General features: G+C 68.9%; 21 protein-coding genes. 6 read left to right on the top strand and 15 right to left on the bottom strand.

Annotated features, from left to right (window positions below; all coding sequences use genetic code 11):
* Positions 1-169 precede the first annotated feature (169 nt).
* Positions 170-1,522: a magnesium transporter gene (mgtE, locus tag VAE53_RS08410; protein WP_322818928.1), complete on the top strand. Its 1,353-nt coding sequence runs from the start codon at positions 170-172 to the stop codon at positions 1,520-1,522.
* Here mgtE and VAE53_RS08405 read toward each other — a convergent pair.
* Positions 1,503-2,930 carry a deoxyribodipyrimidine photo-lyase gene (locus VAE53_RS08405; protein ID WP_322818927.1) on the bottom strand — a complete coding sequence of 476 codons (1,428 nt, stop codon included), beginning with the start codon at positions 2,928-2,930 and terminating at the stop codon, positions 1,503-1,505. The two genes, mgtE and VAE53_RS08405, sit on opposite strands and share 20 nt — an antisense overlap.
* A 127-nt stretch (positions 2,931-3,057) precedes the next feature.
* Here VAE53_RS08405 and VAE53_RS08400 point away from each other — a divergent pair, with 127 nt between their 5' ends.
* A complete protein-coding gene (locus VAE53_RS08400) occupies positions 3,058-4,323 on the top strand; it encodes an acetyl-CoA hydrolase/transferase C-terminal domain-containing protein (RefSeq protein ID WP_322818926.1) in 1,266 nt (421 codons plus the stop codon).
* 20 nt (positions 4,324-4,343) lie between these two features.
* Here the strand turns inward: VAE53_RS08400 and VAE53_RS08395 are convergent, their stop codons facing one another.
* From VAE53_RS08395 to VAE53_RS08360, 8 genes are all read right to left on the bottom strand, one after another.
* Positions 4,344-5,429 carry a hypothetical protein gene (locus tag VAE53_RS08395; RefSeq protein WP_322818925.1) on the bottom strand — a complete coding sequence of 362 codons (1,086 nt, stop codon included), beginning with the start codon at positions 5,427-5,429 and terminating at the stop codon, positions 4,344-4,346.
* Positions 5,422-5,805: a DUF2089 domain-containing protein gene (locus VAE53_RS08390; RefSeq protein ID WP_322818924.1), complete on the bottom strand. Its 384-nt coding sequence runs from the start codon at positions 5,803-5,805 to the stop codon at positions 5,422-5,424. The genes VAE53_RS08395 and VAE53_RS08390 overlap by 8 nt, the downstream gene beginning before the upstream one ends.
* A gap of 20 nt (positions 5,806-5,825) precedes the next feature.
* A complete protein-coding gene (locus VAE53_RS08385; RefSeq protein ID WP_322818923.1) occupies positions 5,826-6,056 on the bottom strand; it encodes a hypothetical protein in 231 nt (76 codons plus the stop codon).
* Positions 6,057-6,206: 150 nt separating this feature from the next.
* On the bottom strand, positions 6,207-6,794 hold the full coding sequence (locus VAE53_RS08380) for an SDR family oxidoreductase (RefSeq protein ID WP_322818922.1): 588 nt from the start codon (positions 6,792-6,794) through the stop codon (positions 6,207-6,209).
* Complete coding sequence (locus VAE53_RS08375; RefSeq protein ID WP_322818921.1) at positions 6,791-7,015, bottom strand: hypothetical protein; 225 nt, start codon at positions 7,013-7,015, stop codon at positions 6,791-6,793. The genes VAE53_RS08380 and VAE53_RS08375 overlap by 4 nt, the downstream gene beginning before the upstream one ends.
* A gap of 90 nt (positions 7,016-7,105) precedes the next feature.
* Positions 7,106-8,434 carry an acetyl-CoA hydrolase/transferase C-terminal domain-containing protein gene (locus VAE53_RS08370; RefSeq protein WP_322818920.1) on the bottom strand — a complete coding sequence of 443 codons (1,329 nt, stop codon included), beginning with the start codon at positions 8,432-8,434 and terminating at the stop codon, positions 7,106-7,108.
* A gap of 68 nt (positions 8,435-8,502) precedes the next feature.
* Entirely contained in the window at positions 8,503-9,042 is a 540-nt protein-coding gene (locus tag VAE53_RS08365) for an HNH endonuclease (RefSeq protein ID WP_322818919.1), read from the bottom strand.
* An 85-nt stretch (positions 9,043-9,127) separates the two neighbouring features.
* A complete protein-coding gene (locus VAE53_RS08360; RefSeq protein ID WP_322818918.1) occupies positions 9,128-10,357 on the bottom strand; it encodes a class I SAM-dependent methyltransferase in 1,230 nt (409 codons plus the stop codon).
* 61 nt (positions 10,358-10,418) lie between these two features.
* Between VAE53_RS08360 and VAE53_RS08355 the strand changes: the two genes are divergently transcribed.
* The 4 genes from VAE53_RS08355 to VAE53_RS08340 all read left to right on the top strand — a co-directional run bounded on the left by VAE53_RS08355 (position 10,419) and on the right by VAE53_RS08340 (position 14,932).
* Positions 10,419-11,438 (top strand): PHP domain-containing protein, encoded by a 1,020-nt coding sequence (locus VAE53_RS08355; RefSeq protein WP_322818917.1) that lies wholly within the window; start codon positions 10,419-10,421, stop codon positions 11,436-11,438.
* Positions 11,439-11,499: 61 nt separating this feature from the next.
* The gene (locus tag VAE53_RS08350; RefSeq protein ID WP_322818916.1) at positions 11,500-12,561 is read left to right on the top strand and encodes a lysylphosphatidylglycerol synthase transmembrane domain-containing protein; all 1,062 of its coding nucleotides are present in this window, start codon (positions 11,500-11,502) and stop codon (positions 12,559-12,561) included.
* Complete coding sequence (locus VAE53_RS08345) at positions 12,558-14,255, top strand: phosphatidylglycerol lysyltransferase domain-containing protein (protein WP_322818915.1); 1,698 nt, start codon at positions 12,558-12,560, stop codon at positions 14,253-14,255. Before VAE53_RS08350 ends, VAE53_RS08345 begins: the two co-directional genes overlap by 4 nt.
* On the top strand, positions 14,252-14,932 hold the full coding sequence (locus VAE53_RS08340) for a hypothetical protein (protein WP_322818914.1): 681 nt from the start codon (positions 14,252-14,254) through the stop codon (positions 14,930-14,932). The genes VAE53_RS08345 and VAE53_RS08340 overlap by 4 nt, the downstream gene beginning before the upstream one ends.
* Here the strand turns inward: VAE53_RS08340 and VAE53_RS08335 are convergent.
* The 6 genes from VAE53_RS08335 to VAE53_RS08310 all read right to left on the bottom strand — a co-directional run.
* The gene (locus VAE53_RS08335) at positions 14,838-15,704 is read right to left on the bottom strand and encodes a class I SAM-dependent methyltransferase (RefSeq protein ID WP_322818913.1); all 867 of its coding nucleotides are present in this window, start codon (positions 15,702-15,704) and stop codon (positions 14,838-14,840) included. The two genes, VAE53_RS08340 and VAE53_RS08335, sit on opposite strands and share 95 nt — an antisense overlap.
* A gap of 39 nt (positions 15,705-15,743) precedes the next feature.
* A complete protein-coding gene (locus tag VAE53_RS08330) occupies positions 15,744-16,172 on the bottom strand; it encodes a nitroreductase/quinone reductase family protein (protein ID WP_322818912.1) in 429 nt (142 codons plus the stop codon).
* Positions 16,173-16,176: 4 nt separating this feature from the next.
* On the bottom strand, positions 16,177-17,070 hold the full coding sequence (hemC, locus tag VAE53_RS08325) for a hydroxymethylbilane synthase (protein WP_322818911.1): 894 nt from the start codon (positions 17,068-17,070) through the stop codon (positions 16,177-16,179).
* A complete protein-coding gene (locus tag VAE53_RS08320; protein ID WP_322818910.1) occupies positions 17,067-18,338 on the bottom strand; it encodes a glutamate-1-semialdehyde 2,1-aminomutase in 1,272 nt (423 codons plus the stop codon). The genes hemC and VAE53_RS08320 overlap by 4 nt, the downstream gene beginning before the upstream one ends.
* Positions 18,335-19,804 carry a CbiX/SirB N-terminal domain-containing protein gene (locus VAE53_RS08315; RefSeq protein ID WP_322818909.1) on the bottom strand — a complete coding sequence of 490 codons (1,470 nt, stop codon included), beginning with the start codon at positions 19,802-19,804 and terminating at the stop codon, positions 18,335-18,337. The genes VAE53_RS08320 and VAE53_RS08315 overlap by 4 nt, the downstream gene beginning before the upstream one ends.
* The coding region (locus VAE53_RS08310) for an NAD(P)-dependent oxidoreductase (RefSeq protein WP_322818908.1) at positions 19,801-20,262 on the bottom strand (462 nt) is incomplete at its 5' end. The genes VAE53_RS08310 and VAE53_RS08315, both read right to left, overlap by 4 nt.

The raw sequence follows: 20,262 nt of genomic DNA, 5'->3' as shown, positions 1-20,262 counted from the left end.
TTTCTTGGTCGATATCGACGGTGTTGCCGTCGTGGCGGCTGGAGGTGAGGAGTTGTTGGGGATCGAGGCCGAGGGACGGGCGCGGATTGACCGTTCTGGCGGTGGGGCGTACGTTCGGCGTTGTGCGCACACCCGCGTGCCTCGAACCTCCGCAACGTAGGACTCATCCGTGGCCGACGACGTGGCTGTCCGGGAGCTTTTCGATGATGCACGCGCGCTTGCGGCGAACGGCGAGTGGGCGAAACTCGTCGCGCTGGTAACGTCTCTTCACCCTGCTGACCTGGCTGAATTCGTTCTGGAGCTCCCGGAAACGGAGCGGACGGCGCTGCTCGACCATCTTCCGACGGACGTGGTGGCGGAGCTGTTCGAGTACGTGGAGGATGACGACCTTCGCGAGCTGATTCGCGGGGTGGGCATGGAGGACCTGCCTGCGGTCCTGGAGGAGGTGGAGGACGATGTGGCGGCGGACGTCATCCAGCAGTTGGAGCCGGAGGAGCAGGCGGAAACGCTGGCGCAGCTGGACCGTGGGGAAGAGGTTGCGGAGCTGCTGCAGTATGGGGATGAGTCGGCCGGCGGTGTCATGTCGCGCGGCTTCGTTGCGCTCAACGAGAACATTCCGGTGCAGCAGGCGATCGACTATCTGCGGGTTTTGCGGCCACCGGCGGATCGGGCGTACTACCTGTACGTGGTGGACGATGCGGGGGTGTTGCAGGGGGTGGTTTCGATCCGGGACTTGCTGGTGTCTTCGCCGAAGACGCTGTTGAAGGAGATTACGCAGCGGGACGTGCACGCGGTGACGACGGACGCGGACCAGGAGGAGGCGGCGCGGATTTTGCAGCGCTACAACTTGCTGGCGGTGCCGGTGGTGGACGGGGAGGGGCGGCTGCAGGGGGTGATGACGGCGGACGACCTGATCGACGTCCTGCAGGAGGAGGCGACCGAGGACATGTACCGGATGGTCGGCCTCGACGAGGCGGAGTCGGTGTTGTCGCCGGTATGGCGGTCGGTTCGGCGGCGGGTGCCGTGGCTGCTGGTGAATTTGGCGACGGCGTTTCTGGCGGCGCTGGTGGTTCGGCCGTTCGAGGGGACGATTTCGAAGGCGGCGGCGTTGGCGGTCTTCATGCCGGTGATCGCGGGGCATGCGGGGAATACGGGGACGCAGGCGGTGACACTTGTTGTACGTGGGATTGCGCTAGGCGATGTGAAGGTTTCGGACTGGCTGTTGGTGCTGAGGAAGGAGTTGGGGTTCGGGCTGGTGCACGGTGCGTTGGCCGGCGCGCTGACTTCGGCGATGGCGCTGTTGCTTTCGGCGAACCCCTGGCTGGGGTTGGTGGTGTTCGTGGCGCTGATGGCGAACGTGATGATTGCTGGGATCATGGGGGCGATCATTCCGCTCAGCATCAAGCGGCTGGGCGGCGACCCGGCTGTGGCGAGCTCTATCTGGCTGACGACGTTCACGGATGTGATGGGGTTTTTGATGCTGTTGGGGCTGGGGACGATCCTTATCGATCGGCTTGCGTAGGCGGTTCGGAGGCGCTGGCCCGGCGAGCCCGCTCGTAGGTGGTGATTGCCTGTTGCCGGGCGAGGGTGTGGTCGACGATGGGTGGGGGATAGTCGTGCCCGATGACGCAGTGGGCGGCCTCTTGGGCGGATGGAGGCATGGTCCAGGGTTCGTGGAGGTAGCTTTCGGGGACGCGGCGGAGTTCGGGCACCCAGCGGCGGATGTAGGCGCCTTCGGGGTCGAATTTCTTGGACTGGATGACGGGGTTGAAGATGCGGAAGTATGGTTGGGCGTCGGTTCCGACGGAGGCGGCCCACTGCCAGCCGCCGTCGTTGTTGGCGACGTCGCCATCGACGAGGTGGCGCATGAAGTGGGTTTCGCCGAGGCGCCAATCGAGGAGCAGGTCTTTGGCGAGGAAGGAGGCGACGACCATGCGGGCGCGATTGTGGAGGTAGCCGGTGGCGGCGAGTTCGCGCATGGCGGCATCGACGAGGGGGTAGCCGGTTTGGCCGGTGGCCCAGGCTGTGAAGTGAGCGGGGGCGTTTCGCCAGGGGAGGGAGCGGAAGGCGGCTTGGAAGGGCTCGTGGAGGACGCGCGGGTGGTGCCAAAGGATGTGGTGGTAGAAATCGCGCCAGGCGACTTCGGCGACGAATTTGGCGGTATCGCAGCCGAGGGTGCGGGCGCGTGTGACGACTTCGACGGGGGAAAGGAGGCCGAGGTGGAGGTCCTGGCTGATGCGGGAGGTGCCTGGGAGGTCGAGGCGGTCGCGTGTTTCGGCGTAGGTGCAGACGGGGCCGGCGAGGAAGCGTTGGAGCCTGGCGCGAGCGGCGGTTTCGCCGGCGGCGGGGAGTGCATCGACGGGGCGAGGGAGGCCGAGCGAGGCCGGGGTGGGAATTTCTCCGGGGTCGAGGCCGGGGGCGCCGGGGATGTGGGCGGGGGAGGGGTGGAGGGGCCGCAAGGGGAGGGTTTGCCAGACGCGGTAGAAGGGGGTGAAGACGGCGATCGGTTTTCCGGTGGCGTTGCGGATCTCTTCGGGCTCGTGGACGAGGAGTCCGCGGCGTGTGTGGAAGGCGATGCCGAGGGCCTCGAGGGCGCGGGCGACGGCGGCGTCGCGTCGACGGGAATAGGGGGTGTAGTCGCGGGTGACGATGACGCGTTGGGCGCCTGCTTCGCGGGCGAACTGCGGGACTTCGCGGGTGGGGTTGCCGAGGCGGATGTGGAGGCGGGCGCCGCGCTCGCGGAGGGCGGCATCGAGTTCGTGCAGTGTGGCGAGGAGGAAGGCTGTTCGGTTGGGCGATGCCCAGCGGCCGTGGACGAGGGGTGGGTCGATGACGAAGAGGGGTGCGACGGGGCCGGTTTCGAGGGCGGCGGTGAGGGCTGGGTGGTCGTGGAGGCGGAGGTCGCGGCGGAACCAGAGGACGGTGGTCATCGCCGGGATTGTGCCAGGAGGGGCCGATCGGCGGCGGTGATGGTGCCCGCATGCTGGTTGCGCCGTTGACGGTTGGGGGGCGACGCTCTGGGGGATGCGATACGTGGGTCTCGATGAAGCTGTCGGTGTGGTCAGGGACGGTGACCGGGTGTACGTGCATGGCGGGGTGTGCACGCCGCGGGTGTTGGTCGAGGGGTTGGTGGCGATCCGGGACGACTTGCGGGGTGTGGAGGTTGTGCACTTGCATACGGACGCGCCTGCGCCGTATGCGGAGCCGGGGATGGAGGGGCGCTTCCGGCACAATGCGCTGTTCATTGGGCCGAATGTCCGGGCAGCGGTGCAGGAGGGGCGGGCGGACTATACGCCGATCTTTCTTTCGGATATTCCGCGGCAGTTCGAACGGGACGGGGCGTTGCCGCTGGACGTTGCGTTCATCCAGGTGAGTCCGCCGGATCGTGAGGGGCGGTGCACGCTGGGTGTCTCGGTGGACTGTGCGATGGCGGCGGCGATTCATGCGCGGACGGTGGTGGCCCAGGTGAACGGGAGGATGCCGCGCACGTTCGGGCACAGTCTGGATGCGAGTTTTATCGACCTGGCGGTGGAGGTGGACGAGCCGCTGCCGGAGGTGGTGTTGGAGGAGCCTGGGCCGGAGGCGATGGCGATCGGGCGCCACGTGGCGGGCCTGGTTGCCGATGGCTCGACGCTGCAGGTGGGGATCGGGACGGTGCCGAGTGCGGTGCTCCGGGAGTTGGCTGGTCACCGGGACCTCGGGGTGCACACGGAGATGTTCACGCAGGCGCTGTTGCCGCTGATTCGCGAGGGTGTGGTGAACGGGGCCCGGAAGTCGCGGGATCGGGGGAAGGTGGTGTCGGCGTTCGCGGTGGGGAACCGGGAGCTGTACGACTTCGTGGATTGGAATCCCGAGGTGGAGTTCCGGCCGGTGGACTATACGAACGATGTGGGGGTGATCGCGGCCCAGGAGCGGATGGTGGCGATCAATTCGGCCTTGAGTGTCGATCTGACGGGGCAGGTGGTGGCGGATTCGATCGGGCCGCGGTTTTACAGTGGGATCGGGGGTCAGGTGGACTTCATTCGTGGCGCGGCCCGGTCGAAGGGCGGCGTGCCGATCATTGCGTTGCCTTCGACGGCGAAGGGCGGGACTGTCTCGCGGATCTGCCCGGAGCTGGCGCCGGCGAGCGGTGTGGTGACGACCCGTGGGGATGTGCACTGGGTGGTGACGGAGTTCGGCGCGCGGAATCTCCACGGGAGGACGATCCGGGAGCGGGCGCGGATGCTGATCGAGCTGGCGCATCCGCGGTTTCGGGAGGAGCTGGCGCGACGGGCGACGGAGCTGGGGTACCTGGGGCGGTACGAGCACCTGCGAGGTGTGTGAGGGCGGCGAGGTGTGCGAGGTTAGCGGGCGGGGGGTTCGTCGCGGGGCGGGCCGGGCATGCCGCGGAGGGCGGCGATGAGGTCGGCCGCTTCTTCGGGGGTGATGCGGCCCTGTTCGAGGAGTTGGAGGACACGGAGCTCTTCGGCTTCGCGGCGCCGCTCGGCGGCGCGGGCGGGGCCGGAGGGGCGCGGGGGGCGGGGGGGCGGTGGGGCGGAGCTGGGTTGGCGGTAGTGGACGGAGGCCTCGCCGATGCCGCTGTTGATCTTGATGACGGCCGGTGCGCCGGGGGTGGAGGCGACGCCGAGCGCGGTCTTGCCGAGGCCGGAGTTGGCGCGGACTTCGACGACGGCGCCGGGCGGGAGGCGTACTTCGGCGCGTCCGAGGCCGACATCGACGCGGTAGATGCCGGGCTGGAGGGTGGCGATGTCGAGGGTGATGTCGCCGGTGCCGGAGTGGGCGGCGGCGGTGCCTTCGTGGGCGAGGATGCTGATCTTGCCGGCTCCGACGCTGACTTCGAGGTCGCCGCGGAGCCCGATGCCGGTGACGGCGCCGGCGCCGGAGCTGAGACGAATGTTCTCGGCGGTGAGGGCGGTGGCTTCGATTTCGCCGTAGCCGTTGGCGATGCGGAGGGAGCGGAATTCGGCCGGGGGCAGGCGGACGAGGGCGGTGGCGCCCTGCCGGCGGCGGAAGAGCCAGCCGCGCGGGACGCGGATGTGGATACGGAGGGTTTCGCCGGCGCGGTCGATCTGGATTTCGGGGGCCGATTTGCTCGCGGTGGCGGCGATGAGTGGGGGCTCGTCTGGGGCGGCGGTGCAGACGGTGAGCTTACCGGCGGTGTTGTCGATCTCGAGGTTGTGGACGCCATCGAGGGGTGGGAAGGGGATTTCGGCGCGGGCTGTTTCGGCGGTGGTGGTTGGCTCGGGGTCGTGGGGGCGGCGGGCGCGGGCGGCTTCGCGTTGGCGACGGGCGGCTTCGCGCTGGCGGCGGGCTTCTTCTTCGAGGCGGCGGGCTTCGGCCCGAGCCTCTTGGCGGAGGCGGTCGGCTTCTTGCCGGGCGCGCCGGGCTTCTTCTCGGAGGCGCTGGTGTTCGCTGATGGGGTCAGTCATCGCGGGTGGCGAGGGCGCGGAGCTGTTCGGCGGCCTCGGCGGCGGAGATGCGGCCGGCCGAGAGGTCATCGAGGATTCTCTGGCGGCGCTCGGCATTGCGTGGGTCTTCGCCGGCTTCGAAGCCGAGGGTGACGAGGACTTCGTTGAGGCGTGCGACGACGGTGGGGTAGGAGATGCCGAGCTCTTCTTCGACGTCTTTGATTTTTCCGCGGGCGCGGAGGAAGGTTTCGACGAAGGCGAGCTGTTCGCGGTCGAGGCGGGCGAGGGGGCCGGCATCGAAGTAGCCGTCGACGCCTGTGCCACATTCGGGGCACTCGAGCCGGCGGACGACCATGGGGCTTTGGCAGCTGGGGCAGGCGCCGATGAGGCTGGCCATGTTGGTGTGGGGCTCCGTGGTTAGTGGGCGCCGCCGTGTTGGCGCGGGGCGAATTCGGGCAGCTGGTCGGGGCTGCCGACGGCCCAGCGGTCGAGGGCGGCGGCGAGCCGGCGGAGCCCGCCGGCGCACGCGCTCATGATAGCGACGGCTGGCCCAGGCTGCCCGTAGCAGTACCGGCGAGCGGCTGCGCGCCGGCTGGCGATGAAATGTTCGGCGTGGGTGGCGACGAAGTAGGACTGAAGGTCGAACATGGCTCTTCTCCGTTGTGATCTAGCGCTCTTTGGTGATATTCGATCTTTCACTTAATAAAGTCAAGCTCTAGCTGAAGATTTTTAATGCTAGAGGGGTAGGAAAGGGGAAGGGACGGCGGAGGGGATATGGGGGCTGCGCGTAGAGGGGGTTCAGGCGAGGAGGGCGAGGATGAGCGGGCCTACTTCGGGCCCGGCTTGGAGGGCTTGGATGCGGAGTGGGCGCCCGGTGAGTTCGGTGGCGAGTGCCGCCGGGAGGGCATCGAGGGCGGCGTGGAGCATGGCACCGGCGGTGGTGGTGGGGGCGGGATGGTGGGCGAGGAGGATGGGCCCGCCGCCGCGGCGTTCGATGAGGGGTGCTGCGGCTCGGAGGACTACGAGGGTGGCGGCGAGTCGCTGACGGAGGGCGGGCAGCCACTCGTCGGGCGAGAATTCGTCGAAGGGGATTTCGGGGCTGGGGCCTGGGTCGACGAAGCAGGCAACGAGGGGGCCGTAGCGGTCTTCGAGTTCGGCGAGGTAGGCGCTGGTGGCGGCCGGGTCGGCGGCGTCGAGGACGCGGTGGAGATGGGATGCGCCGAGGGCCCAGAGTTCGTTGGCGATGCTGGCGGTGGCGAATTCCTGGGCCGGTTGGGGTGCGAGCGTGGAGAGGCCGATGGGGCGGCCTTGTTCGGAGAGGGCGAGGGCGGCTGCGCGGAGGGTTTCGCCGCCGGGACCGAAGAGGGCGACGGGGCCGGTGCTCACCGGGCGATCACCAGGAGCATGGGCAGGAGCAGGGCGATGACGATGAGGAGGGCGCCGGCGAGGAGGATGGTGTTCCAGTCGCGGGTGGGGAGGCGGCCGCTGTAGTACTGCTCTTCCCAGGAGCCGTCCATAAGGTCGAGGTCGCGTTCGTCGGGGCCGAGGTCGCGCTGGTCCGCGGGTGGTGGTGCGAGGGGGATTCGGTCGTCGTCGTCGGGGTGCACGGTTGGATGGTAGCGCAGCTGGGGGGCGCGGTCAGATCTGGGGCGACGGCCGGGGCGAGGGTGGCTTGGCCGGGGGCCGTTCGGGCTGCCTCAAACGGTGATGCCGTAGAGGCGCTGGGCTTCTTTTTTGAGTTCGCCGCGGAAGTCGGGGTGGGCGATGGAGATCATTTCGCCGATGCGTTCGCGGAGGGATTTTCCGGTGAGCTTGGCGATGCCCTGTTCGGTGACGACGTAGTCGACGAAGCCGCGGTGGACGGTGACGACGGTTCCGGGTGGATGGCCGCCGACGATCCGGGTGTGGCGAGTTTCGCCGATGAGGGAGCTGGAGGGGAGGACGATGACGGATCCGTTGGCGGCGGTGGAGGCGCCGATGGCGAAGACTGCCTGGCCGCCGGTGCCGGAGTAGAGCAGGTTGCCTTGTGTCTCGGAGGAGACGTTGCCGGTGAGGTCGACGGCCATGGCGTTGTTGACGGCGATGAAGTTTTCGATTTGGAGGAGGAGGCGGATGTCGTCGGTGTGGGTGAAGTCGTGGAGTTCGTAGGTGTCGTTGCGGTCGATGCGGGCGAGGTCTTCGGGCGGGACTTGTCCGATGGCGCTGGCGACGACTTTGCCGATGTGGTGGGGCTTGTGTTTGCCGGTGACGATGCCTTTTTCGACGAGGTCGGGGATGCCGCCGGGGAGGAGTTCGGTGTGGACGCCGAGGTCGTGTTTATCTTCGAGGAAGACGGGGAGTGCGGCGGAGACGTCGCCGATTCCGAACTGGAGGGTGGCGCCATCGTAGACGATTTCGTTGGCGACGAGGGTGCAGATGACGTTGGCGGCGAGTTCGGTTTCTTCGGTGCGGGGCGGGATGGGGGTGACGGCTGGCGGGAGGGTGTATTCGCAGACGCGGGTGAAGCGGTCGATGTGGATGCGGTTTCCGCCGCCGGTGCGGATGAAGTTTTCGTGGATTTCGCCGACGAGGGTTTTGGCGATGCTGGAGACGGTGGGGCCGAAGAAGACGCCGGGGCCGAAGGAGCACCAGCCGTCTTCGTCGGGCGGGGAGATGGGGATGAGGGCGACGTCGAGGCGGTCGAGGCCGGGCGGCATTTTGCCCTCGCGGAAGCGGGAAACGGGGACGTATTCGATGCGACCTTCGCGGGCGCCGGCACGGTCGAAGGGGCTGCAGTAGCCGGTGATGACCTTCCAGCTGGCGAGGACTTCGGGCCTGTCCCAGTTGAAGGGCGAGAGGAAGTTGACGATGGTGACGTTGCGTACTTGGCCAGCCCGGGCGGCGAGTGCGGCGCAGAGCTGGGGGGGAACGGAGGTCCACCCGCCGGTCCAAACCCAGTCGCCGTCTTGGACGACGGAGACGGCTTCTTCGGGGGAGACGAGTTTGGGGGCGACGATCTCTCGCCAATTGGGTGCGGTGGGCTTCACGCGTTCAACCTCCGTGGCGGGTGTCGGAGATGATACCGTAGGGGTTCGGGGGTGGCGACGGGAGGGGTTCAGCCGGCGGCGGCGAGGATGGAGTCGTTCCAACCGGGGACGAATTTGCGCCAGGCTTCTTCGCTTTCGAGGTAGGGGAAGAAGGTGTGGTAGATGCTGACGCGCGGGGCGGTGGGTTCGCGGAGGAGGGTCATGCGGGCTTCTTGTGGGGTGCGGCCGGCTTTGCGGTGGTTGCAGGCGCGGCAGGCGGCGACGAGGTTTTCCCAGGTGTGGGGGCCCCCGCGGTGTCGAGGGATGACGTGGTCGAGGGTGAGGTCGCGGGTCTGGCGGCCGCAGTAGACGCACTGCCAGCCGTCGCGTTGGAAGATTTCGCGCCGGGTGAGGCGGACTTTGGGTCGGGGCCGGCGGACCATGTGGACGAGGCGGATGACGGAGGGGAGGGCGAGGGTGGCGCGGGCGGTGTGGAGGACGGTCCGGGCGGACTCGATGATTTCGGCTTTGCCGCGGAGGACGAGGACGATGGCGCGCCGCACGGAGCAGACGTTGAGCGGCTCGTAGTTCTGGTTCAGGACCAGGACGGCTATGCCATCTATCCCCATCGACGGGCCCCCGGCCTGCTTTGGGGGATCGTAGCAAGCCGACGTGGGGCTATCAATTGCGGGATGTTAATGCCGGGCTTTCGTCTTATGTCGTTATGACGCGATGGACGTCGACGCCGTTTTCGGTGTCGAGGCGGATGTGGAGGGGGTTGCCCGGCTCGAAATCTGCGGAGAGGGGGATGGTGATGTCGGTCCAGCGGCCGGGCGGGGCATCGAAGGGGGTGGAGCCGAGGAGGACGAGGTTGCCGCCGTTGTCGTGCCAGGCCTGGGCTTCGCCGCGGCCGTTGGCGAGGGTGACGATGGCGGCGGTTCGCGGTTCTCGGACGAGGAGGTAGATATCGCCGACTTGTCCGGAGCGGCGGTATTCTCGGCCCTCGGGCCCGCGCGCGAGGTCGTGCCAGCCCATGGCGGTGTGAGGGACGTCGTTGACGCCGAAGGTGACTTGGTGGTCGCGGGGGTCCATGTAGAAGGCGAGGTGGCCGGTATCGAAGAGGGAGGGGGGGAAGTACCAGCGGAAGGGGGCGTCGGTCTTTCGGGCGCGGACGAAGAGGTGGTAGCGGTAGTGGCCTTTGGTGATGCGGGCGGCAACGTCGTTCATGAGCCAGCGGAAGAGGCGGCGGTTCCGGCTGGCGGGCGGGTAGATGTCGATGTCGGCAGCGCGGTCGATGGCGTAACCGCACCCTTGGAGGAGGTCGGTAAGCTCGGCGAGGGTGTATTCGCGGCTGTGGCGTGAGCCGGCGAGGGGTGCGCCGAGGTGGTACGGGTCGTAGATGTTGCGGCCGGCGAGGAAGTTGGCGATGGAATCGGCGCGGGAGGCGTTCGGGGTGGAGATGACGAGGGCACCGCCGGGTGCGAGGACGCGGTGGATTTCGGCGAGGGTGTGGACGGGGTTTTTGGTGAGGTGCTCGATGACTTCGCACCAGGTGACGAGGTCGAAGGTGTTGTCGGGGTAGGGGAAGGTGTCGGTTTCGGCGTCGAAGCAGGTGCAGACGAACTCGTGGGTTTCGCCGAATTCGGGGCTTTCGAGGGTCTGGCGGATTTCGGCGCGTCCGTCGGCGGCGTAACCGGTGAGGGTGAGGTCGTAGTTGCGGAAGCGCTGGAGGAGGAGGGTGATGTGGAAGGGTGGGCTGCCGAGTTCGAGGGCGCGGCCGCGCTCTTTGGGGTTGGGCACGAAGCGGAGCACTTGCCGCCAGAGGGGGAGGCCGCCATTGACGAGGATTCGGTGGACTTCTTCGTTGCGGAACTGCCAGCGAAAGCTGAGGAGGTAGCGCTCAAGCGATGCTGGATCGCGCTCGGAAACGGGGGGCGGATGCATGGAGCCCCTATTGTGCCGGGTGGGAGCGCCGGCGTCCAAGGCTGGCGGATAATGGGGATGGATGGAGCCTGGACGGGCGCTGCGCCGGATCGCGTTCTTGTTGGAGCGGGCGAACGAGCCGGAGTTTCGGGTGCGAGCGTTTCGGAGAGCGGCGGCGGTGGTGGACGAGCTGGGGCCTTTGGAAATCGCCCGTCGGGCGGCGGAGGGGTCGCTGCGCGAGTTGCGGGGGATCGGTGACGTGACGGCGCGGGTGATCGAGGAGGCGCTCGGGGGCGCGGTGCCAGCCTACCTGGCGCGATTGGAGGCGGAACAGGCGGCGACCTGGGGGCCGGGAACGGGCGGGGCGTTGCGGAGACTTCTGCGGGGCGATTGCCACGTCCATTCGGACTGGTCGGACGGGGGCAGCCCGATTCGGGAGATGGCGGAGACGGCACGTGAGCTGGGGCACGAGTACATCGTGTTGACGGATCATTCGCCGCGGTTGCGGGTGGCGAACGGGCTGAGCGCGGACCGGTTGCGGCAGCAGCTGGAGGAGGTGGCTGCGTTGAACGAGGTGCTGGCGCCGTTTCGCATTTTGACGGGGATCGAGGTGGACATCCTCGACGATGGGAGTCTGGACCAGGAGGAGGAGCTGCTGGCTGCGCTGGATGTGGTGGTGGGGAGCGTGCACAGCAAGCTGCGGATGCCTTCGTTGGAGATGACGCGGCGGATGGTCGCGGCGGTGGAGAATCCGCATCTGGACATTCTCGGCCACTGCACGGGGCGGTACGTGGTGGGGAAGACGCGGCCGGAATCGGAGTTCGACCCGGAGGTGGTGTTCGCTGCCTGTCGACGGTGGAACAAGGCGATCGAGATCAATTCGCGGGTGGAGCGTCTGGATCCGCCGCGGCGTTTGTTGCGGCTGGCGAACGAGCTGGGCTGCTTGTTCGCGATCGATTCGGATGCGCACGCGCCGGGGCAGTTGGATTGGCTTTCGAACGGGACGGCGCGCGCGGAGGAATGCGGGGTGGAGCCGGAGCGGGTGGTGAATACGTGGCCGGCGGAGGCGCTGCTGGGTTGGGCGCGGACGCACGAGGGGTGAGGTAAAGAGGGCCGTTCGTTGCCTCTATCCGCTGGTCGGAGCGATGTGATACTTCCGGTGCATGGAGACATCATCGCCGGCTTCGGCGACGGGCCTTTCGGGTGGGTGGATTCGGTTGGTGGCGTGGGGGTTGGTGGTGTGCGCTGTCGGGATTTTCGTTTGGGTGAACCGTGCCGACTTGCCGGTGGCGCTCCATGCGATTCGCGGTGCTCATCTCGGGTGGCTGGCGGCCGCCGCTGGGTGTACGGGTATCTACCTGGTGGGCCAAGCGGGGATGTACGCCGAGACGTTTCGCGCGGTGAAGCTGGAGGGGAGCGTGGCCAGGATGCTACGGCCGAGTTTGGCTGCGGGGGCGCTCAACATCGTTTCGAAGTCGGCCGGGATGGGGGGATTGCCGGTCTTCCTCGCGGAGGGGCGTCGGAGGGGGCAGCCGGGTGGGCTGGTGACGACGGCGTACACGGGGGTGGTGGTGGTGAGCCACGCGACCTTTACGCTGACGCTGGCGCTGGTCTTCGTGATGATGTGGTTCGATGGGCACCTGACGAGGCTGGAGCTTGCGGCGGGGGGTGTCTTCGGGGTCTATGCGGTGGCGCAGGCGGTGTTGCTCCTGAGCGCGGTGCGTAGTCGGGAGGCTTGTCGACGGGTGTTCAGGCTGGCTGGGATGGCGACGCATGCGGTTCGGCGGGCGCTCGGGCGGACGCGGGCTCCCTTCAGTCCGGTCGACGCGGCGGCGGACGAGTTGTTCGATACGCTGGCTTCGCTACGGCGGAGTCCGGCGCAGCTCATGGGGGTGTTGGCTTGGGGGATGGTGGTGGAGTTCGCGGGGGCGGCGCTGCTCTGGTGCGTGGCGCGGGCACTAGGCGAGCCGTTGAGCCCGGCGGGGGCGCTCGCTGGGTATGCGATGACGGTGCTGTTTTCGACGGTCGGGGCGCTCCCGGGTGGACTCGGGTTCGCGGAGGTGTCGCTCGGTGCGGTCCTGAGCGGGTACGGGATGTCGGTTCCTTCGATCGCGGCGACGGTGGTGCTCTACCGCGTCGGCGAGATGTGGATTCCGCTGGCCGCCGGGCTGGTGGCGTTGCGCCTCGGCGGAGACCGGATCGGCAGCAGGGGGGACGTGGGATGACCCGGGCGGGGCTCCCTGGGCGACGGCGACGGCGGATCGCGGCGGCGGCGGTGGCGTTCGATGCGCTACTCGGATTCGGGCTGGCGATCGTGCACCACCCGCCTATCGTGATTGGTCCGCTGCACCGTGCGTTTCCGGTCGAGGCGGTGGTCACGTCGCGGTTTCTCCTGGTGCTTGCGTCGCTGGCGCAGGTGGGGTCGGTGAACGGCCTGTTGCGGGGCAAGCGGCAGGCGTGGACCATCGCGACGCTGGGGGCGTTGGTGGCGGTGGCGTGTTTCCAGGTGAAGCGTGCGGACCTGGTGGGCATTGCGGGGTCGGGTGCGACAGCGGTGCTTCTTCTTTTGTGGGCGCCGTTGTTTCCGGCGCGGAGCGACCCGGCGACGGTGCGCCGCGGACTGGCTTGGTTCGCTTTCGGAACGTTGGGGGCGTTCGCCTATGGGATGGTCGGTCTGTTCGTGCTCGATCGACACTTCCGCGGGTCGGAGTCGTTGCGGGCGATTGCGGAGGACACGCTCCGGCTGGTGCTGATCATTCCGGAGGCGAATGCGGAGCCTGTCGGCAGGCACGGGCGGTGGTTTCTGGATTCGGTGCGGCTGGTGATGGTGGCGTCGCTGACGGTGGGGACGTGGCAAGTCTTGGCGCCGGTGCGGTATCGGCTCGCCGAAGAGCAGCGCGAGCTGGAGCGGGTGCGGGCGATCTTGGAGCGCTGGGGGACGACGTCGCTCGCCTACTTTCATCTGATGCCGGACAAGTCGCATTTTTTTGCGCGGAGCGGGGAGGCGTTCATCGGGTATCGGGTGGTTCGGGGAGTGGCGGTGGCGCTTGGCGGCCCGGTGGGAGAACCTGGGGCGAGTCGTGAGGTGGCGCGGGAATTCATCGAGTTTTGCGAGCTGAACGGGTGGATGGCCTGCTTCCACCAATGCACGCCGACGGAGGGCGCGCTCCTGCAGGAGCTCGGCCTGCGGACGCTGAAGATTGGTGAGGAGGCGGTGGTTCGGCTGGAGGGATTCCAGCTCGCCGGGAAGTCGTTCAAGCATATTCGGAATGTGACGAACCGGCTCGAGCGAGAGGGGTATACGGTGGAGGAGCTGCCGCAGCCACTGGCTGACGCGGTGCTGGCCGAGCTGCGTGCGGTTTCGGACGCGTGGCTTGCGCACGGCCGGCATCGTGAGCGGCAGTTCACGTTGGGCTGGTTCGACGAGCAGTATTTACGGCAGACGCGGGTGTTGGTGTTGCGGTCGCCGGAGGGGCGGATCGAGGCGTTCGCTAATTTGCTGCCGCCGTTCGCATCGCGGATCGGGAATTTCGACCTGATGCGGCGACGGCCCGACGCTCCCGATGGGGCGATGGACTATCTGTTCGTTCGGATGGCCGAGCTCTTCCGTGGTGAGGGGATGGAGGGGATGTCGTTGGGGTTCGCGCCGCTGGCGAACGTCGACGAGGGGGGAGTGAAGGGGCAGGTGTTGCGTTGGCTTTACGCGTATGGAGAGCGGTTCTTCAACTTCAAGGGGTTGCGGGCATTCAAGGCGAAGTGGGGGCCGGAATGGGAGCCGCGCTATTTGGTCTACGGTTCGGACGGGGATCTGCCGGCGGTGGCGCTGGCGGTGGCGCTCGTCGGGGAAAGGCGGCCGCTGCTGGGCTGGCGACGGGAGCCGCGCGTGGAGGGCCTCGGGGTGGGGGCCGAGGGGGGATGAGAGGGGCGGGGGCTCGGGTGGCGGCGGGGGCGGCGCTGCTGGGCGCGGTGCTGCTGCCACAGGTGGTGAGCAGCGCCTACCCGGGGCTTCACGCTTGGCTGATCGACCATTGGGCGCTGGAGTGGGGGCTGCTAGCACGGGAGCCGTGGCGGCTGTTTCTCTCGTCGCTGGTGCAGCCGCGGCCGGGCTTGGTGGGGACGGAGTGGGCGTTCGCGATCGTTGTGATTCCGGCTGCGGCGACGCTTTGGCCTTGGTGGGCGCTGCTGCTGGGGTTCTGGGGCGCCGATCTGGTGGGGACGTTGCCGGTGTTGGCTGGCTTGCGGCTCGCTGCTGCCTGGAGCCCTTTGGCGGCGGATTTGGTGTCGGAGCCGGATGCGGGTTCTTCGGCGGGCCTGTTCGGGCTGGGGGTTCTGGTGGCGTGGAGGTTGCCGCGGGAGGTTTCGTTCGCGGTGCTCGGAGGGATCGCGGTTTTTACGGCGGGCCGGCTGGTGCTTTTCCATCGGGTGTTCGATGTGGAGCACCTTATCGCGGTTGTGGCGACGGCCTCGGTGCTCGGGGTGACATACGGGCTGCCGGGCCGGGTTACGGGGTCGAAGGGCGGCGGACGCGGACGGCGTACATTTGGGGGAAGGTGGGGACGCCGGGAGGCAGGTGAAAACGGCGCTGCTCGTCCATGACGGCGGCATCGAAGAAGCGGCAGCCGTTGCTGTAGTCGTATTCGCGGAAGACTTCGAGGGCGAGGCCGGCATCGAGGAGGGCGGTGATGACGTCGGCGGTGCCATGGAGGAATTGGACGCCGGGTTCGGGGTTGTGGAAGTCGGTGACCCCTGGTTGGTAGCCCCAGGGGACGAGACCTTCCCGGGAGACGGCGACGTAGTCGCCGACGGCGCCATCGGCGAGCGGCTCAGGGTCGTGGTAGGGGTAGGCAAGTTGGAGCCGTTCGTCGAACATGGCGGCGATGGGGTGGAATTCGACGAGCACGAATGCGCCCCCGGGGGCGAGGATGGAGGCGATTCCGCGCGCCCAGGCTTGGAGGTCGGACAGCCAGCAGATGGCACCGTAGGACGAGAAGGCGAGATCGAAGCGCTGGTCGTGGGAGGAGGCGACCTCGAACCAGTCGTAGATGTCGGCGCGGATGAATTCGGCGGGGATGCCGGTTTCGCGGGAGAGCTGGCGGGCGAAGGCGATGGCCTCGTCGGAGATGTCGACGCCGGTGACGTGGGCGCCGAGGCGGGCGAGGGAGAGGGTATCCTGGCCGGCGTTGCATTGGAGGTGGACGAGGCGCCGGCCTTGGAGTGGACCGAGGAGCGCGAGCTCTTCGGGGAAGAGGGTGGAGCCGCCGGCGCGGAGGAAGGCGGCCTGGTCGCCTTTGTGGCTGTTGTGGGCCTTGGTGGCTTCGTTCCAGGAGCGACGGTTGAGGTCGTGGAGGTCGCGGCGAGGTGGGGCCATCGCTCCCAGTTTTAACACAATTGTCACGTTGGGGGCTGGTCAGGCGGGGTTGGGTTCGACGATGGCGATAGACCAGCCGAATTCGGTGGAGCGGACGAGGAGGTTTTCGGCGAGGCCGCGAACGAGTGGCGGGAGGGTGGCGGGTAACTGGACGGGCTGCCCTGGGAGGATGACGGTGGCGCGGCCGTGTCGTTCCTGCCCGTTCAGCCAGTAGCGGACGTGGGGGTTGGCGGCGGCGTTTCGGACCCAGTGGGAGCGCGGGCGGAAGGTTGCGAGGATGAGGCAACCGTCGACGACGGAGGCGAGCAGGGGGGTGCGGCGCGGTCGGCCGGTGATGCGCCCGGTGGTTTCGAGGACGATGAGACCGGCGGGGATGAGGCAGGGGCCGCCGAGGCCGGCGCGGACGGCAGGTTCGACGAAGGCGTTGAGGGTTCGGAAGAAGTCTCGTTCGAGGCGTTCGGTATCCATGGGGTCAGGGTGTGGGCGACCGGGCGAGGAGTTCGGCTGCGAGCTGGCGGCCGAGGCCTGCGGCGGTCTCGGCGGGGCCGCCTATCTTGGAGCGGATGATACGCCCGCCGGGTGCGATGAGTGCGTGGAGTTTGAGGGTCGATCCGAAGTGCTCGGCGTAGGCGGCGGCGGGGTAGCTGCAGCCGCCTTCGATGGCGGCGAGGAAGGAGCGCTCGGCGGTGACGGCGAGGCGGTGGGTTGGGTCGTCGATGGTTCGGAGGAGTTGGCGGGCGTGGTGGTCATCGGCGCGGCATTCGACGGCGAGGGCGCCCTGGCCGGGGGCGGGGAGCATTTCTTCGAAGCCGAAGATTTGGGCGGCCTCGGCTTGGCGGCCGAGGCGCGCGAGCCCGGCGAGGGCGAGGATGGTGGCGTCGTACTCGGCTTCTTGGACTTTGCGGATGCGGGTTTCGATGTTGCCGCGGATGGGGCGGACTTGGAGGTCGGGGCGGAGGGCGCGGAGCTGGGCCTGGCGCCGGGGGGAGCCGGTCCCGACGATGGAACCGGGTGGAAGGGCCCGGAGGGGGACGCCGGTGCGCGATACGAGGGCATCGCGCGGGTCATGGCGGAAGGGGATGGCAGCGATGACGAGTCCCTCGGGGCGGTGGGTGGGGAGGTCTTTGAGGCTGTGGACGGCGATGTCGATTTCGCCGCGCTGGAGGGCTTCTTGGATGGCGGTGGTGAACCAGCCGGGGCGCTCGCCTTCGGCGAGGGGCGTTGCCTGGTCGGTATCGCCTGCGGTGGTGATGGTGACGACCTCGACGGTGAGGCTGGGCGCGGCGGATTGGAGCCGGATGGCGACGAGGTGCGCTTGGGCGAGGGCGAGGGCGCTGCCGCGGGTACCGAGGCGGAGGACGGTCATGCGGGGATGGCCTCGCGGAGGGCTTGGGCGGCTGCCTGCACGGTGGCGTCGATCTGGGGCTCGTTGTGTGCGAGGGAGACGAACCAGGTTTCGAATTGGGATGGGGGGATGAGGATGCCGCGCTGGCGCATGGCACGGTGGAAGCGGGCGAAGGCGGCGGTATCGGACTGGCGGGCTTCGGCGTAGTCGCGCGGGGGAGTGGGGCGGAAGAAGAGGCTGAGCATGGAGCCGAAGCGTGCGACGGAGGCGGGGGCCTCGGCGCGCCGGATGGCGGTGAGGAGGCCGTTTTCGAGGTGGCGGGCGACCTGCTCGAGGCGCTCGTAGGCGGCCGGGGTGAGCTGATCGAGGGTGGCGGCGCCGGCGGCCATGACGGCGGGGTTGGCGGAGAAGGTGCCGGCTTGGTAGACGGGGCCTTCGGGGGCGAGGAGGCCGAGGAGCGGGGCGGGCCCGCCGATCGCGCCGATGGGAAGCCCTCCGCCGATGATCTTGCCGAGGGTGACGAGTTGGGCGTGGGGCAGGACGCCGGAGAGGCCGCGCCGGAGCCGGAAGCCGGTGATGATCTCGTCGGCGATGAGGAGTGCGCCATCGGCGCGGGTGAGCGACTGGAGGGTCTGCAGGAATTCGGGGTCGGGTGCGAGGAGGCCGACGTTGGCGGGGATGCTCTCGACGATGACGGCGGCGGTTTGGCCTGGGTGGGCCTCGAACCAGCGGATGAGGGCAGCTGGGTCGTTGTAGGGGAGGACGGCGGTGAGGCCGGCGACGGCTTGGGGGACGCCGGCGGAGTCGCTCAGGCCGAGGGTGGCGACGCCGCTTCCAGCGCGGACGAGGAGGCCGTCGCTGTGGCCGTGGTAGCAGCCGTCGAACTTGACGATGAGGTCGCGTTGGGTGGCGGCGCGGGCGATGCGGATGGCGGTCATGGTGGCTTCGGTGCCGGAGTTGAGGAAGCGGAGGCGCTCGAGGCCGGTGGCGTCGCGGATGGCGGCGGCGAGTTCGATTTCGCGGGGGCCCAACGCGCCGAAGGCGAGTCCGCTGGCGGCCGCTTCGGCGATGGCGGTGGTGACGGCCGGATGGGCGTGGCCGAGGATGGCCGGACCGAATCCGCCGACGTAGTCGATGTAGCGGGTGCCTTCGGCGTCGTAGACGTACGGGCCTTCGCCGCGGGCGATGGGGATGGGGTCGCCGCCGACGGAGCGGTAGGACCGGACGGGGCTGTTGACTCCGCCGGGGAAGAGGTCGGCGGCGGCGGAGCGGATGGTTTGGTTGGTCACTGGGGGACTCCTGCGCCGGCTGGGGCCTGCATCGTGGCGAGCAGGGTTTCGCGGATTTGGTTGCCGGGCTCTTCGAAGGCGGCGAACGGCACGCTGGGGTCGACGGGGCTGGGTGGGGTGGGTTGGCGTTCCCAGGCGAGGGCTTCGCGGGCGAGGGCGACGAATACGCTGCACGGTTCGGGGCAGGGGATTTGGGCGCTGGGCGTTGGAGGCTGGCAGCTGGTGGGCCTTGGGGCGTCGGAGCCGCTGGTGGGATGGTCGGTGGTGAGCGGCCAGACGGGGGTACGGGCGCACTGTCCGCAGAGGGCGTCGCGGACGATTCGGCGGCCGCGTGGCGAGAGCTGTCGTGTTTCTTCGTAGCGGCCGGTTTGGCGCTCGAGGACTTCGTCGAGGGGGACGATGCGGAGGGTACCTGCGGCCTGCTGGCTGCGGTGGATGGTGGCGAGCGGGTAGACCGCTTCGATGACGTCGTTGGCGGTGAGGCCATCGCGCAGGGGGACCCACCAGCGCGAGGGGAGGTTGTTGGCGCCGGTGAGGGGGCGATAGCGGCCGGCATCGTCGACTCGCACGTGGCGCCGGATGGCTTCGGGATCGGGTGGGAGCTCGATGGTGGGCTCTCCAGGCCCGCAGACGCGGGTCGGCTCGATGCGGAGGGAGCCGAGGACGTTGGGGGTCGGGGGTTCGGGGATGGGGGCGGGACGCGGTGGGGCTAGGGGTGAGGGGCTGGGGGGCGGGGCTTGGGAGAGGGCTTCCTGGGCGAGCTCGCGGACGACGGCGGCGAGGGCGGGGTGGGTGCCGACGGGCGGGGTGTAGCGGACGATGCGGCCGTTGCGGCGGGTCTCGGGACCATCGAGGGCGAGGTCGGCGGGGATGGTCTCGCCGACGTGCCAGCCATCGGCGATGAAGAGGGGGACGACGAAGAGGCGCTCGGCCTGGAATCGCTCGAGCATGGTGAGCATGCCGGGCTCCTGGTCGATGAAGGCGACGCCACATTCGGCGAAGAGGTTGCGGGCGGCTACCCGCTCGGCCATGGCGTAGACGTTTTTCTCGGACTGGGAGTCGCGCCGGGTTCCGTGGCCGAGGACGACGAGGGCATCGCTGGGCTGAGCGCCGGCTTCGCGGGCGCGTTCGATGATGACGTCGGCGAGACGGGGGTGGGTGCCGACGGGCGGGGTGTAGCGGATACGCTGGTGGCCGCGGATGGTGAGCGGGCCTTGGAGGCGCATTTCGCGCGGGACGACGGTGCGGGTGAAGTAACCGGTGGAGATGAAGACGGGGACGACGACGACGTCGGGGTCGCTGATGGCGTCGAGGGCGCGGGCGAGGGAGGGTTCTTCTTTCCAGAGGGCGACGCTGACGGTGTCGAACTGGCCGGTGGCGCGGAGGCTGGCGGCGAGGCGGTGGAAGGGCTCGCTGCTATCGATGTTGAGGTGGGAGCCGTGTCCGGCGAGGACGAGGTGGGTCATTCGGGGGACTCCGTGCGGCGGCGCGCTGCGCGGGCGGCGCGGGCGGCGGCGATTTCTTGGGCCCGACCGGGGCCGAGGGCCTGGACGAGGTGGTCGCGGATGCGGGCGGCGAGGGCCGGGTCGGCGCCGGAGGTCGAGACGCCGAGGAGGAGGTCGCCGTCGCGGTGTGCGGCGGGGAAGGCGGCGGTGCTTTCGTCGCGCGCGTCAGCGACGATGACGGGGATGTGGCGGGCGCGGGCGTATTCGCCGATGGCCCGGTTGACCTTGCGGTCGCTGGTGCAGGCGAGGATGAGGGCCCAAGGGCGGGCGTCGATATCGACGTGGGCGAATGCGCGGTAAAGGCAGGTGACGCCGGGGAGGCTGGCGATGCTGCTCTCAATGGCGGGGGCGATGACGACGGTCTGGAAGCCGCCTTCGACGAGGGTGCGGACTTTGCGGGCGGCGATGGTGCCGCCACC

Source organism: Tepidiforma sp., from assembly GCF_034432735.1.
Taxonomy (GTDB): Bacteria; Chloroflexota; Dehalococcoidia; order Tepidiformales; family Tepidiformaceae; genus Tepidiforma.
The sequence above is the reverse complement of the archived record's forward strand: the minus strand, read 5'-3'. Positions and strand labels throughout refer to the sequence as shown.

Coding starts and splice junctions, on each gene's coding strand:
- VAE53_RS08405 (WP_322818927.1), bottom strand. CDS start 2,930: ATGACCACCGTCCTCTGGTTCCGCCGCGACCTCCGCCTCCACGACCAC.
- VAE53_RS08395 (WP_322818925.1), bottom strand. CDS start 5,429: ATGACTGACCCCATCAGCGAACACCAGCGCCTCCGAGAAGAAGCCCGG.
- VAE53_RS08390 (WP_322818924.1), bottom strand. CDS start 5,805: ATGGCCAGCCTCATCGGCGCCTGCCCCAGCTGCCAAAGCCCCATGGTC.
- VAE53_RS08385 (WP_322818923.1), bottom strand. CDS start 6,056: ATGTTCGACCTTCAGTCCTACTTCGTCGCCACCCACGCCGAACATTTC.
- VAE53_RS08365 (WP_322818919.1), bottom strand. CDS start 9,042: ATGGGGATAGATGGCATAGCCGTCCTGGTCCTGAACCAGAACTACGAG.
- VAE53_RS08360 (WP_322818918.1), bottom strand. CDS start 10,357: ATGCATCCGCCCCCCGTTTCCGAGCGCGATCCAGCATCGCTTGAGCGC.
- VAE53_RS08355 (WP_322818917.1), top strand. CDS start 10,419: ATGGAGCCTGGACGGGCGCTGCGCCGGATCGCGTTCTTGTTGGAGCGG.
- VAE53_RS08350 (WP_322818916.1), top strand. CDS start 11,500: ATGGAGACATCATCGCCGGCTTCGGCGACGGGCCTTTCGGGTGGGTGG.
- VAE53_RS08345 (WP_322818915.1), top strand. CDS start 12,558: ATGACCCGGGCGGGGCTCCCTGGGCGACGGCGACGGCGGATCGCGGCG.
- VAE53_RS08340 (WP_322818914.1), top strand. CDS start 14,252: ATGAGAGGGGCGGGGGCTCGGGTGGCGGCGGGGGCGGCGCTGCTGGGC.
- VAE53_RS08335 (WP_322818913.1), bottom strand. CDS start 15,704: ATGGCCCCACCTCGCCGCGACCTCCACGACCTCAACCGTCGCTCCTGG.
- VAE53_RS08330 (WP_322818912.1), bottom strand. CDS start 16,172: ATGGATACCGAACGCCTCGAACGAGACTTCTTCCGAACCCTCAACGCC.
- hemC (WP_322818911.1), bottom strand. CDS start 17,070: ATGACCGTCCTCCGCCTCGGTACCCGCGGCAGCGCCCTCGCCCTCGCC.
- VAE53_RS08315 (WP_322818909.1), bottom strand. CDS start 19,804: ATGACCCACCTCGTCCTCGCCGGACACGGCTCCCACCTCAACATCGAT.